12 protein-coding genes are annotated in these 12,379 nt (G+C 64.1%); 4 read left to right on the top strand and 8 right to left on the bottom strand.

From position 1 onward, the window contains the following. Window positions 1-106 precede the first annotated feature (106 nt). Both FJ425_RS22240 and FJ425_RS22235 read right to left on the bottom strand, forming a co-directional pair. On the bottom strand, window positions 107-775 hold the full coding sequence (locus FJ425_RS22240) for a DUF2270 domain-containing protein (RefSeq protein WP_246677981.1): 669 nt from the start codon (window positions 773-775) through the stop codon (window positions 107-109). Between the two features lie 233 nt (window positions 776-1,008). Beyond that, entirely contained in the window at window positions 1,009-1,215 is a 207-nt protein-coding gene (locus FJ425_RS22235) for a hypothetical protein (protein ID WP_140541617.1), read from the bottom strand. 430 nt (window positions 1,216-1,645) lie between these two features. Between FJ425_RS22235 and FJ425_RS22225 the strand changes: the two genes are divergently transcribed. Beyond that, window positions 1,646-3,877 carry a cation:proton antiporter gene (locus tag FJ425_RS22225; protein ID WP_140726108.1) on the top strand — a complete coding sequence of 744 codons (2,232 nt, stop codon included), beginning with the start codon at window positions 1,646-1,648 and terminating at the stop codon, window positions 3,875-3,877. A 106-nt stretch (window positions 3,878-3,983) separates the two neighbouring features. Continuing rightward, window positions 3,984-4,328 (top strand): hypothetical protein, encoded by a 345-nt coding sequence (locus FJ425_RS22220; RefSeq protein ID WP_140726097.1) that lies wholly within the window; start codon window positions 3,984-3,986, stop codon window positions 4,326-4,328. Window positions 4,329-4,371: 43 nt separating this feature from the next. Here FJ425_RS22220 and FJ425_RS22215 read toward each other — a convergent pair whose 3' ends face one another. Together FJ425_RS22215 and FJ425_RS22210 are read right to left on the bottom strand one after the other, a co-directional pair. Next, complete coding sequence (locus FJ425_RS22215; protein WP_140726095.1) at window positions 4,372-5,220, bottom strand: hypothetical protein; 849 nt, start codon at window positions 5,218-5,220, stop codon at window positions 4,372-4,374. 75 nt (window positions 5,221-5,295) lie between these two features. Further along, complete coding sequence (locus tag FJ425_RS22210; protein ID WP_140726092.1) at window positions 5,296-6,504, bottom strand: MFS transporter; 1,209 nt, start codon at window positions 6,502-6,504, stop codon at window positions 5,296-5,298. A gap of 262 nt (window positions 6,505-6,766) precedes the next feature. Between FJ425_RS22210 and FJ425_RS22205 the strand changes: the two genes are divergently transcribed. Continuing rightward, window positions 6,767-7,186, top strand: a complete 420-nt coding sequence (locus tag FJ425_RS22205; protein ID WP_140726089.1) for a VOC family protein — start codon at window positions 6,767-6,769, stop codon at window positions 7,184-7,186. Window positions 7,187-7,188: 2 nt separating this feature from the next. Here the strand turns inward: FJ425_RS22205 and FJ425_RS22200 are convergent, their stop codons facing one another. Continuing rightward, window positions 7,189-7,440 (bottom strand): hypothetical protein, encoded by a 252-nt coding sequence (locus tag FJ425_RS22200; protein WP_140726086.1) that lies wholly within the window; start codon window positions 7,438-7,440, stop codon window positions 7,189-7,191. A gap of 165 nt (window positions 7,441-7,605) precedes the next feature. Between FJ425_RS22200 and FJ425_RS22195 the strand changes: the two genes are divergently transcribed. Next, window positions 7,606-9,048: a LuxR C-terminal-related transcriptional regulator gene (locus FJ425_RS22195; RefSeq protein WP_140726083.1), complete on the top strand. Its 1,443-nt coding sequence runs from the start codon at window positions 7,606-7,608 to the stop codon at window positions 9,046-9,048. A 45-nt stretch (window positions 9,049-9,093) separates the two neighbouring features. Here FJ425_RS22195 and FJ425_RS22190 read toward each other — a convergent pair whose 3' ends face one another. The 3 genes from FJ425_RS22190 to FJ425_RS22180 all read right to left on the bottom strand — a co-directional run bounded on the left by FJ425_RS22190 (window position 9,094) and on the right by FJ425_RS22180 (window position 12,350). Beyond that, window positions 9,094-9,987, bottom strand: a complete 894-nt coding sequence (locus FJ425_RS22190) for a carbohydrate ABC transporter permease (RefSeq protein WP_140726080.1) — start codon at window positions 9,985-9,987, stop codon at window positions 9,094-9,096. Between the two features lies 1 nt (window position 9,988). After that, the gene (locus FJ425_RS22185) at window positions 9,989-10,927 is read right to left on the bottom strand and encodes a sugar ABC transporter permease (protein WP_140726077.1); all 939 of its coding nucleotides are present in this window, start codon (window positions 10,925-10,927) and stop codon (window positions 9,989-9,991) included. 97 nt (window positions 10,928-11,024) lie between these two features. Then, window positions 11,025-12,350 (bottom strand): ABC transporter substrate-binding protein, encoded by a 1,326-nt coding sequence (locus FJ425_RS22180; protein WP_140726074.1) that lies wholly within the window; start codon window positions 12,348-12,350, stop codon window positions 11,025-11,027. Between the last annotated feature and the right edge of the window lie 29 nt (window positions 12,351-12,379).

Genomic DNA, 12,379 nt, shown 5'->3' with positions numbered 1-12,379 from the left:
CTTCCTCACTATTCACTAATCACTATTCACTATTCACTATTCACTACTCACTACTCACTACTCACTACTCACTACTCACTACTCACTACTGCCCTACTCCCGTCCCTCACACATGCACGTCGCCAAAGGACAGCTCGCCGTCATCGGCGCGGACCAGGAACGCCGCGGCGAGCAGCGCGAGGTAGCAGCCGGTCACGCCGCACACGACGACGACGCCGGGAATTGGGCCGAGCGTCGCCACCCGGAAGGTGTCGACGAGCGAGGCGCCGAAGCCGATGGGAGAGCCTTCGCGCGACAGGCTCGGCGTGGTGATCTTGAGGATCCAGGCAAGCAGCAGGATCGTGTACATGAAGATGTAGTTGCGGCGCAGCCGCCTGATCAGCGCCGCGCGCTGCGTGATTAGGAAACGCGGCGAGCGCAGGCCTTCGCCGAGGATCGCGAGCCAGTTGGAAGCATAGTCCGGCTGTGGCGAAAAGATCTGCGCGAAATAATAACGCTCGAATTGCCGCACACGGGCGCGGTAGACGTCGAAAAAACGGTAGCGCCGCGCCTCGATCCACAAAAGCAGCGTGATCAGGAGCATGGCGAACAAAAGCACGCCATGATGCGCGCTGGGCGTCGACAGCGATACCGACAGCATCGCCGCCACCACCGTGATCGCCCAGTTGCTGGTGCGGTCGAGCCGGTCGCGCCAGCCCGCCAAGCGCGCGATCTCGGCGCGGTGGAAATGCGACAGCGTCGTGGTGAATTCAGGGGAGCTGAGCTTCAGCGCCAGCGTGTCGGAAGCGCGCGGCGGTGCGGCCTTCTCGGTGGATCTTGCCGGCGCAGCCGCCTCTGTCGACCTTGCCACAGCTGCATCTGTGGATTTTGCGGCATTCGTCTGGGACATTCTGCCGTGCGCCTCCCGCCGCCATGGCCGGCCGTCCTCGCCTCGACATCGACCGGCCACACCCCTGTCGCTTCAACGTGCGGCCGGCCGGAATGTTCCCGCCTTTTCAGGCGGATAAGTCAGGATGCAAGTGGGGGGACACCACCGTTCGCGCGTCGCGGAAAGGGCAGCACATCGGCGATCGGCCTGGCATGCTGGGCTGCCGCCACTGCCTCGATCACAAGGTCGAGCGCCGCAAGCGCCGCGCGGCTCGTTTCATCGTCGCCGCGCAGGTAATGGCAGGCCCGGTCGAGGTGCAGGTGGGCGGCGGCAAAGTCGCTTTTCATTAGCTTCTCCTTATTGCCCGCCACGGCGCGAACATCGCCGAGTCGCTTTACCGGGAAGCAAAAATCCGTGGTGGCATTTGATTAGAATTGTAGGAAACGGCGCCGGAACTGCTGATCTCCCCTCTTGTGGGGGAGATGCCCGGCAGGGCAGAGGGTCGCCGTAGAGCACCAACTTCTGCCTGTCTCTCTTGCTGCATGTCCCATGCCGGACCTGCAGATGTTAACGCTTCTGGCTGTGAAGCCGCGTTCCTTCGCGCCCCCCTCTGTCCTGCCGGACATCTCCCCCACGAGGGGGGAGATTGGCAGCTCCGACACTGTGCAACCGAACCACCGGCCAAACCGTTATGACGCGAAATCGAGGGGAGACAGCTTGTCCAAAATACTCAATCTGCGCCGGTCGGTCGTGTTAGCCGCCGCTGCGCTTCTACTGATGCCCGTCGTCGCCTTCGCCGCCGAAAAGACCGGCATGTCCTCGGAAGGCATTTTCGTCGCCGAACTCATCCTGCTCCTTGTCGTCGGTCGCGGCATCGGCGAGGTGCTGGAAATACTGGGCCAGCCGGCGGTGATGGGACAGCTGATCGGCGGCATCCTGCTTGGGCCTTCGCTGCTCGGCTGGGTCTGGCCGGCGGCCGAGCGGCTGGTCTTTGCCGGTGACGCCTCGCAAAAGTCGATGATCAACGCCATCGCCCAGCTCGGCGTGCTGATGCTGCTCCTGCTCACCGGCATGGAAACGGATCTGCGGCTCGTGCGCCGCGTCGGCCGCGCCTGTTTTTCCATCTCGGCTGCCGGCGTGGCGGTGCCCTTCGCGCTCGGCTTCATCGCCGCCCAGTTCATGCCGGCCACGCTGCTTGCCGCCGGCAGCGAGCGCATCGTTGCCGGGCTGTTCCTCGGCACCGCGCTCTCCATCTCCTCGGTCAAGATAGTCGCCATGGTGGTGCGCGACATGAACTTCATGCGCCGCGACCTTGGCCAGATCATCGTCTCGTCGGCCATCATCGAGGACACGATCGGCTGGGTGATTATCGCCATCACCATCGGCATCGCCACCAAGGGGCGCATCGAGATCGGCGGCCTAGCCTTCATCATTATGGGCGTCGCTGCCTTCATGGCGTTTTCCTTCACGCTCGGGCGCCGCATCGTCTTCGATGCCATCCGCTGGACCAACGACACCTTCCGCTCCGAGTATGCGGTCGTCACCGTCATCCTCGCCATCATGGGCGCCATGGCCTTGATCACCGATCTGATCGGCGTGCACACCGTGCTCGGCGCCTTCGTCGCCGGCATCTTGGTCGGCGAGTCGCCGATCCTGTCGCGCCACATCGAAGGGCAGCTGCGTGGCATCATCACCGCCCTTTTCATGCCGGTGTTTTTCGGCGTCGCCGGACTATCCGCAGACCTCACCGTGCTTCTCGATCCTCAGCTTGCGCTGCTGACGGTAGCGCTGGTCATCATCGCCAGCATCGGCAAGTTCGGCGGCGCCTTCATCGGCGCCGAGGTCGCCGGCATGAGCCGCGCCGAAGGCGTCGCGGTGGGCTGCGGCATGAACGCGCGCGGTTCCACGGAGGTCATCGTCGCCTCGATCGGCCTGTCGATGGGCGTGCTGTCGCACAACCTCTTCACCATGATCGTCACCATGGCGGTCATCACCACCTTGGCCATGCCGCCGACATTGCGCTGGGCCCTGCGCCGCCTGCCGATGGGCGAGGGCGAGCAGAAAAGACTGGAGCGCGAGGACATCGACCAGCGCGGCTTCGTCGCCAATCTGGAGCGGCTGCTGGTGGTGGTCGACGAGGGTATCGTCGGCCGCTTCGCCGCCTATCTCGCAGGCGTCATCGGCGCCGGCAAGCCGACGACGGTGCTGCATTCCAGCGGCGAGATCGATGCCGAGCCGACCGAAGGGTTGCATCTGGAGGAAATCGAGAAGGGCGCCGAGGACAGCCGTGAGGCGGCGAAGCAAGGCGACGAGACGCCGGTGCGCGAAGCCCCGGTCACCCGCCGCCAGCATGAGGAGCTCTCGGCCGAGGCTGTCACCAAGGAGGCGCGCAAGGGCTACGGCATGCTGCTCGTCGGCCTCGGCCGCGCGGTCACTTCCAAGGGGGCCTTCTCGCATCGGCTGAACGAGGTCGCCGGCGCCTTCGACGGGCCGCTCTGCCTGGTGTTGAAGCCGGCCACCGCCGGCCGCCAGATGCCTCGGCTCGGCCCGCGATCGGGCAAGATACTGGTGCCGGTCAACGGCACGGCGGTTGCCCGCCGCGGCGCCGAACTGGCTTTGGCCGTCGCCGCCGTCACCGGCGCGCGCGTCAAGACGCTCTATGTCGCACGGGCCGGCCGCGACGAGCTGCGCGACACCGTCTCGCACCGCCGCAGGGAAGCCGTGCTGAAGGACATCGTCGCGCTTGCCGACCGCTACGGCGTCGAGATCGAGACGGCGATCCGCAGCAGAGCCGCCGCCGCCGACGCCATCACCCGCCAGGCCGGCCGCAACGTGGCGCTGATCGTCATGGGCGTGGCGCGGCGCCAGGGCGAGGAGCTGATCTTCGGCGAGACGACGACGGCCGTCCTGCGGCGCAGCCCATGCCCAGTGGTGCTGATCTCCGACGAGCGGGTGAAACGCGACGAGAGCGACCGCGAGGCGGTGCGCACGGGCACGGGCACGGGCTGAGGCCGCTGGCTCAGGCGCAGAAATCGGCAGACCATGTGAAGCCCCTCACAGGCTGATGCCCGATCGCCGTATATCCCCCGCGTCAAGCTGGCTCGGAGATGCGAGAATGACGCTTGGCGATCTGTCCTTCTATCTGTTCACCTTCTTCAACGGCCTGCGCGTCGTCTCCTACCTGCCGCAGATCCTGCGCGTGGCCCGCGACGAGAACGGCGCCACGGCGATCTCCTACACGACCTGGCTGCTGTGGACCGGCGCCAACGCCACGACAGGGCTCCACGCCGGCATCAATCTCGGCGATCCGATGCTGGCGGCGATCAACTGGCTGAACGCTGTCTGCTGCGCGCTGGTGATCGCCCTGACGGCCTGGAAGCGGCGCCGTGGGTATCCTACCGGCGAAGTTGCCGTGACCCGTCCGATGTCGACTGCCTTGATGATCGACAATATGTGCTGATATCGCTTGGACCGGGAGAAATGCTTCGTCTCGGTGAAGCAGTCTAGATCGGCGTGCCGATGGCGATATCGAACCGCAATGCCGCCGCCGTGCCGACGGCCAGCCCGAGTATAAACGGCACCAGCGATTTCCGACCGCTAAGGTCGATGATCAGTGGTGGCAGTATCAAGATCATACCGGCCATGCCCGCGGCGTGCATGGTGATGGCGAACAGGACCGCGATCGTGAACCACATACCGGCCGCGGCGGGCCAATGGTTGCCAAGCGAGACAAGGAACATGGCGCAAAGCCCTATGAGGGCGCCTGCCGCCAGTTTCGGCACAAGACTGAGCAACCAGGAGAGCGGGCCTGGAACGCCGTTGCGAAAAGACGCCGCGCCGGCGAACGGGTTCAGCATGTTCGGCTGATGCAGCAGCACATTGGCAACGACGTCCCTGGTCGATTCTTGCCGCCATGCGGCATGAAGCAGCGACACCATCCTTCCAATGTGGAGCAGTGACAGGCCGTTCAGCGACATGACAAGCACCACGGCGATCGCCAGCGGTACGTCGACCCCGGCGACCGACACTTTTGCATCCTCCGACGGCGTCGGTTTTGTTGCCAGCGAATGGACGGCAAAGCCGATGCCCATCAAGAGCGGCACCGGCACGGTGAGTGTTGATACGGCGGAGTCGAGATAGGCTTTTGCGTCGGCCGCAACTTCGTCATTGAGAGCTTTTGCAGCTGTCTGCGCCGGGTCCATTTCCGTCATTGCCACCGCAGTCACCCGCTCGAGGCCGGGCTCGAAGAATAAATTGCTATCACGACGGCTACAAGGGTTTCGCCGGCCTATCTGGAGCGCCTGCGCAACACAGGTCGGCAGACCACAGCGGCAGAACTCGAAAAGCGCCATCCCGCGTCGCCGCCCGCCAGTCACTGAACCAGGAACTGCGGCCGCCTTCCGTCGGGCGGCCGCTTCCGATCGCCTTCAAGCCATCTGCAGCTTCTGCCGGCTCGGCTGCGGGGGGAAGGCGATCGCGATCCCGGCTGCGCCCAACCCGATCAGCGCCGAGCCGATGAACAGCCAGTGATAGCTGGCAGTGGCGTCGTAGATCATGCCGCCAGCAAGCGGCCCGAGCGACATGCCGAGGCTGGAGAGCATCGTGGCCGCGCCGAGGATGGTGCCGATGATGCGCAGGCCGAAATATTCGCGCGCCAGCACCGCGTAAAGCGGCATCACGCCGCCATAGGTGGCGCCGAAGATGACGGCCAGAAGGTAGAACTGCTCGAGCTGGCCGACCGTGAGATAAGCGGCAATCACCAGGCCTTGGATAGCAAGCCCGGTGACCAGCACCGGCTTGACACCCAGCCGGTCGCCGAGCACGCCGTAGAGCACGCGCCCGCCAAGGCCGGCCAGCCCCTCGACGCTGTAGATCGACACGGCCGCCATCGGCGCCACACCGCAGGACATGGCATAGCTCACCATGTGGAAGATCGGGCCCGAATGCGCCGCGCAGCAGGCGAAGAAGGTGAGGCCCAGTACGATGAATTGCGGCGAGCGCAGCGCCTGGCCGACGCTCATTCTTGGATCGTCGGTGACGGGCGCCGGCGTGCCGTCGCTGGCTGCGACCGCCGCCGGTGGCTGGCGCACCAGCAAGACGGCGGGCAACAAGAGCACCCAGGCCATCACGCCGATGTCGAACATGGCGGTGCGCCAGTCATAGGCCGTGATCAGCCAGCGGGCGAAGGGCGAAATGGTCATCGGGGCCACGCCCATGCCGGCCGAGACCAGCGAGACGGCGAGGCTGCGATTGGTGTCGAACCAGGCGGTGGTGAGCGCGATCATCGGCGCGAAGAAGGCGCTGGCCGCCAGCCCGACGATGACGCCGTAGCTGAGCTGGAAGACCAGCAGCGAGGTGGCCCGGCTCGCCACCACCAGCGACAGTCCGAGCAACACCGCGCCCGCAAGCACCACGGGCCTGGCGCCGACCCGGTCATAGATCGCGCCCCAGGCGAAGCCGCCCAGACCCATCACCAGGAAATTCAAGGTCATGGCGCTGGAAATTCCGGTGCGCGACCAGTTCGTGTCGAGCGACATCGGCTCCAGAAAGATCGCCAGCGAAAACATGGCGCCGAGCGCCACGCAGGTCATCAGCGCGCCGGCCGCGACGATGACCCAACGATAGGAATGGTTCATGGTTCTGCTCCCATGCCGAAAGGCATCCTGTTTGATGCGGCACGGCTTTTCCAGTCCACCGGGCCGTTTGCGTCCGAAGGACGCCGGGGCGGGAGCCAATCCTACAATCTGGTTGCATTTTTTATCCGGATTTTTTGAGGGGCCGATTTTGTTGTTCCGGGCGCCGTCCCGCGCGTGGCTGAAAGTGTCAGCAGCCGGCGGTACCCGTCATTGACCGCACATCCGTACCATCTAGATTTACCCTCTCAACCAGGAGCATCCCATGGAACTCTATCGCGGCCGGCTCATCGATCACCTTCACCTGGTGGTGCGCGACATCGAGGCCAGCCGGCGCTTCTACAGCAGCCTGTTCGAAGTGCTGGGCATCCCGATCGGCGGCGGCGCTGAGGACCATTTCTGGGCCGACGAGCTGTTCGTCTCGAGCCCCGACAGCCGTTCCGCCCAAGGCGTGCTCACCGGCCGGCACCATCTCGCCTTCCAGGCGGAGGACCGCGCCATGGTCGATGCCTTCTACCAGGCCGGGCTCGCCGCAGGCGGCAAGGACAATGGCGCGCCGGGCGAACGGCGCTACCATCCCGGATACTATGCCTGCTTCCTGATCGATCCGGACGGCAACAACATCGAGGCGGTGTTTCATGGGCCAGCGAAGCGGAGCGAAGATGCGGTGGTGGTGAGTTTCTGATCCTATCGGCGCCAGAACGGTTTAGCGAGCTCCTCCCGCACCTCGTCCATGGTCAGACCGATATCGCCGATCAGATATGGCGTATAGCGCGCCTTGAGCGCCAGCTCCTCGCGGAAGCAGGCTCGTTCGTGCCACACGGCCAAAAGGCCGAACACCCCGGGATGACGCGTCAAGCTTCCTCCGGCCGGCGGGTCGCGGAGGTCGAGCCGCACGGCGCCGTAAAAATCGGAAATCGTGTTCAACATGGGTTTCATCGTCGGCTCCTCGGAAGAACGGCCCTCATCGAGGGCACGCCGGGAGCCTGAACCGCCACGCTCGGTCGATCCATCGGCTGCATGCAGTGTTTTGGGTCCTGCATTTGTAGTATTTTGCGGGGGGCGGGGCGTTGATAATGTCGCCGTCCGCGGGCAGGAATCGAGATGAACCACGACGTTGCGTCCATACCGGCCGCGCTTTCAGCGCGCCAGCCTGTGCCGGCCTTGTCCGAGCGCGAGCGTGCGGTGGCGGAAAGGTTCGCGGCTGGCCTGACCTATCGCGAGATCGGCGAGGCGCTGTTCATCGCGCCATCCACCGTGCGCACCCATCTCGCCGCGATCTACGAAAAGCTCGGCGTCCGCAGCAAGGTCGCGCTTGCCATGCATATCAACGCCGTCACAGCCATGCCGGCCGTGCCCGACACTTCGCCGGTCCTTGCGATATTTCCCGTCGAATGCCTGAACGCCGACGAGCAATGGCGCCGCTTTGCTCGCGGGCTGTCGTCCGACATTACCATCGACCTTGCGCGCTACGCGGATCTGCCGGTCATTGCCTTCCACACCATGAAGGCGCTGGGCAGCAAGCCGGCCGATTTCGCCGCCGACGGCAAGGCCCTGGGCGCTGCCTATCTTCTGTCCGGTCAGTTGCGCGCCGACACCCAGCGAGTGCGGCTTACGATGGAGCTGGCCGATGCGCGAACCGGCGTCAGCCTGTGGAGCGAACGCTTCGACCGGTCCGTCGAGGACATCTTCGCGCTGCAGGACAGCCTGACCGAAAGCGTGATCAACGTGCTTGCCGGCTGTTTCGGAGCGATCGCCACGGTCGGCCGCAATGCAATCCTTCGCAAGCCGCCGGCCAGCCTGCGCGCCTATGACTGCTATCTGCTGGGCGTCGAGCAGCACAACACCTTCAGCCGCAGCGGCAACAGGGAAGCCATCAGGCTGTTTTCACGCGCGCTCGAACTTGACCCGACCCTGGTCAAGGCTTGGACCGAACTTGCCTACGCCTATTCGATCGAGGCATGCAACGGCTTCGGAGACAATCTGAGCGCCTCGATCGCCAAATGGCGCTGGGCGGCCGAGAATGCGCTGCGGCTCGATCCGAGCGACAGCACTGCGCACAACTGCTTCGGCGACCTCATGGGTTGCCTGGGCGATTTGGAGGCAGCTGAAAGGGCGCACCGGCGCGCCTTCGAATGCGGTTCCAACCATGCCGACACGCTGGCGCTGCTTGCCGGCAGCAAGGCGCTGGTCGCCGGCGATCCGGCGGAAGCCATCCCGCTCATCGAGCGCGCCATGCGACTCAACCCGCTTGCCCCGCCCTGGTATTTCGGCATGCAGGGGCGCGTCCTGTTCACGGCCGGCAGGCACCGGGAAGCCATAGCCGCGCTGCGACGGAGCACGCCGGATTCGCCGCACGTGCTGATCTTCCTGATGCTCGCCCATGCGAAACTAGGCGAAGGTCGCGAGGCTGCTGCCATCGCGGACCGTCTGCGCACCGAATTCCCCGGCTTCTCGGTCGAGGGCTTCATCTCTGGCTATCCGGTCAGCAATCCGGGCGCCGCGCGAGCCATCCGCGAAGCGGCAAAGTTGGTGCCGCTCTGTTAGCCCCGGTCACAAGCCCGACGTCAGGTGCCAAGCGCGAAAGCGCTTCTATTCCTTCACCGCGCCCGTCATCGATGAAACATAGTGCTCGACGAAAAAGGAATAGAGCACCACCACCGGCAGCGACCCGATCAGCGCGCCGGCCATGAGCGCGCCCCATTCATAGACGTCGGAGCGAACGAGTTCGGTGAGCACGCCGACCGGCACCGTCTTCTTCTCCGAAGACTGGATGAAGGTCAGCGCATAGATGAACTCATTCCAGGACAAGGTGAAGGCGAAGATGCCGGCCGAGATCAGACCGGGAACCGACAGCGGCAGCACTATCTTGGTGAGGATCTGCCAGCGGCTCGCGCCATCGATGAGCGCGCATTCCTCCAACTCGAAGGGGATCGAGCGGAAGTAGCTCATCAGAAGCCAGGTGCAGAACGGGATGAGGAAGGTCGGATAGGTGAGGATCAGCGCGAACGGCGTGTCGTAAAGACCGAGGTTGAACACCATCACCGACAGCGGAATGAACAGGATAGAGGGCGGCACGAGATAGGCGAGGAAGACGGCGAGGCCAACCTGCCGTGCCCCCGAAAACCTCAGCCGCTCGATCGCATACGCAGCAAGCACGGCAGCCGCCAGCGACAGGAAAGTTGCGGCGGTCGAAATGATGATCGTGTTGAGCAACCAACCTGGATAGGAGGTCTCGAAGAGCAGATAGCGAATGTGCTCCAGCGTCGGATGCACGACCCAGAACGGATTGTAGTTCACATAGTCGGTCATCTCGATATTGGGCTTAACAGCCGTGATCGTCATCCAGTAGAACGGAAACAAGAGGACGATCAGAAACACCAGCAGCGGCAGATAGACCGTCACCACCCGCCGCGGCAGGCTTTGCAGGTAGCCCATGCCGCCTTCGTCGGTCTCCTGGCGCTCGACTTCCTTGATCGCGGCCATGTCAGTCTCCGCCGCCTTGCTGCCATCTGCGCCGTTGCAGTCCGAAATAGCTGAACAGGATCGCGGCCAGCAGGAAGGGAATCATGGCGACCGCGATTGCCGCGCCTTCGCCCAGTTGGCCGCCCGCAATACCGCGCTGGAAGGACAATGTCGCCATCAGGTGCGTGGCGTTCACCGGCCCGCCGCGGGTCAGCACATAGATCAGCTGGAAATCGGTGAAGGTGAACAGGACCGAAAATGTCATGGTGATGGCTATGATCGGCGTCAGCAACGGCAGGGTCACGTAGCGGAACAGCTGCCAGCGGCTGGCGCCGTCGAGCGTGGCGGCCTCGTAGAGCGATTGCGGGATCGTCTGCAGTCCGGCAAGCAGCGTGATGGCGACAAAGGGAATGCCGCGCCACACATTGGCCGCGATGACCGAGGCGCGCGCATTGGTCGGGTCACCGAGAAAATTGATGCGGTGGTCGATCAGGCCCATCTGCTGCAATGCCCAGGACAGGATCGAAAACTGCGAGTCGTAGATCCACCAGAAGGCAATGGCCGAGAGCACCGTCGGCACGACCCAGGGCAGCAACACGACGGCGCGGAAGAACGACTTGAAGGGCAGCTTCTCGTTGAGGATGAGAGCCAGCCAGAGGCCGAGCACGAATTTTAGGATCGAAGCGCTGACCGTGTAGAGCAGCGTGTTGAACACCGAGAGCCAGAAGACGCTGTCGCTCCACAGATATTCGTAGTTCTCGACGCCGATGAAGATGCCGGGCCGGCCGATGCGCGTGTCCGTGAAGCCGAGCCAGACGCCGAGCCCGAGCGGATAGGTGAGAAAGACCAGGAGCAGCGCCGCCGCCGGCAGCATGAAGCCGAAGCCGAGAGCGTTCCTGCTTTCGGCGAGCCTCGAACGGATCGACAGGCGCGTCTGAACGGCAACGGACGGCACGGCCATGGCGCGGGCTCCTCGTTATGCGGGTGGAACTGTGGCTGACCGCGCTTGGCTTGGTAAGCCGCAAAGCGCGGTCATCCTGCTTCAAACTGCGCCAGGATCAGACGCGGTAGTAGCGATTGGCGCGTTTTTCGGCCTCCTCCATCGCTTCCTGCGGCGTCGCCTGGCCCGTCACCGCCTTGGCGAACATGTCCACCAGCACGTAGTCAGCCATTGTCGCGGCGGATGCATAGCCGAGCGGCCCGGCATAGCCGTTGGGGCGCAGCGTCGCCGAGGCTTTCGCGTAGGCTGCATTGTTGGGATCGGCCTTCCAAACCGGGTTGTTGTCGAAGGCTTTCAGCGTTTGGCAGCAATAGCCCGCCGACGAGGTGATCCAGTCGGACATTTGCGGGTCCCCAAACATGAACTGCAGATAGGCTTTGGCGGCATTGGGGTAGGGCGTGTAGTTGAAGATGACGGCCGTGGTCACCTGGAAAAGCTCGACCGATTTCCCGACCGGCCCGATCGGCATGTTGGTCGTGCGGATGTCCTTGGCGATCTCGGCCAGCTTCGGGTCCTTGTCCTTGTTGATCTTTGCTGTGTTGTAGGCTGAGATGCCGTTGGCGATCACGCTCACTTCCCCGGCCAGGAATGCGCGGTTGTTGTTGACGTCGAGCCAGCTTTCGGTGCCGGGGATGAAGGTCTTGTAGAGCTCCTGTGCATACTGGATCGCCTTGAGCGTCTCCGGACTGTTGATCGTCACCTTGCCGGCTTCGTCGACCATCTGGCCGCCGTGGCTCCACAGCAGCCAATGCGCGTAATTGTTGCCGTCGCCGACGCCGTGGCCATGGGTGAAGCCGGCGGGATGGCCTTTCGCCTTCAACGCTTTGCAAAGTTCGAGGAAACTGGCCGTGTCCTTTGGGAATTCGGAGAAGCCTGCCTCCTTGACCCAGCTTTCGCGGTAGACGATGGCGTTGCCGATGGTGGCCAGCGGCAAGCCGATGAACTTGCCCTCGCGCGTCGCATATTGTTTCGGGCCGTCGTACCAGCCGCCATACTTCTTGCCGAGATAATCACCCAGTTCCGTTACATCGAGCAGCTTGTCGGGATACTGGTGCGGGTCGTCGAACCAGACGAACATCAGGTCGGGGCCGGAGCCGACATTGGCGGCGACCGCCGCCTTGGGACGGATGTCTTCCCAGCTTTCCTTGTCGACGCGCACCTCCACGCCTGTCGCCTCGGTGAACCGCTTGGTATTCTTCAGCCACTGGTCCTCGTCGCCCTGCACGAAGGGCGACCAGCGCAGCAGCCTGAGCTTGGCGCCTTCCTCGGGCTTGTAGGTCACGCCTTCCTGGGCGAATGCGCTCGAGCCGACGAAGCGGCTGCCCAGGGCTCCGGCCGCCGCGGCTGCGGTCGTGCGGATTACATCGCGTCTGGTGAACTTCATACTCGTTTCCTCCTATTGCTCTGCCGTTG

The sequence above is a fragment of the Mesorhizobium sp. B2-7-2 genome (genome assembly GCF_006440775.1).
In the GTDB taxonomy this organism is placed as follows: domain Bacteria; phylum Pseudomonadota; class Alphaproteobacteria; order Rhizobiales; family Rhizobiaceae; genus Mesorhizobium.
The sequence above is the reverse complement of the archived record's forward strand: the minus strand, read 5'-3'. Positions and strand labels throughout refer to the sequence as shown.

Bases quoted from the DNA above. Each gene is read 5' to 3' on its own strand.
- FJ425_RS22220 (WP_140726097.1), top strand. From the start codon at position 3,984: ATGACGCTTGGCGATCTGTCCTTCTATCTGTTCACCTTCTTCAACGGC.
- FJ425_RS22200 (WP_140726086.1), bottom strand. From the start codon at position 7,440: ATGAAACCCATGTTGAACACGATTTCCGATTTTTACGGCGCCGTGCGG.
- FJ425_RS22180 (WP_140726074.1), bottom strand. From the start codon at position 12,350: ATGAAGTTCACCAGACGCGATGTAATCCGCACGACCGCAGCCGCGGCG.
- FJ425_RS22215 (WP_140726095.1), bottom strand. From the start codon at position 5,220: ATGGCGCTTTTCGAGTTCTGCCGCTGTGGTCTGCCGACCTGTGTTGCG.
- FJ425_RS22225 (WP_140726108.1), top strand. From the start codon at position 1,646: ATGCCCGTCGTCGCCTTCGCCGCCGAAAAGACCGGCATGTCCTCGGAA.
- FJ425_RS22210 (WP_140726092.1), bottom strand. From the start codon at position 6,504: ATGAACCATTCCTATCGTTGGGTCATCGTCGCGGCCGGCGCGCTGATG.
- FJ425_RS22185 (WP_140726077.1), bottom strand. From the start codon at position 10,927: ATGGCCGTGCCGTCCGTTGCCGTTCAGACGCGCCTGTCGATCCGTTCG.
- FJ425_RS22205 (WP_140726089.1), top strand. From the start codon at position 6,767: ATGGAACTCTATCGCGGCCGGCTCATCGATCACCTTCACCTGGTGGTG.
- FJ425_RS22195 (WP_140726083.1), top strand. From the start codon at position 7,606: ATGAACCACGACGTTGCGTCCATACCGGCCGCGCTTTCAGCGCGCCAG.
- FJ425_RS22190 (WP_140726080.1), bottom strand. From the start codon at position 9,987: ATGGCCGCGATCAAGGAAGTCGAGCGCCAGGAGACCGACGAAGGCGGC.
- FJ425_RS22235 (WP_140541617.1), bottom strand. From the start codon at position 1,215: ATGAAAAGCGACTTTGCCGCCGCCCACCTGCACCTCGACCGGGCCTGC.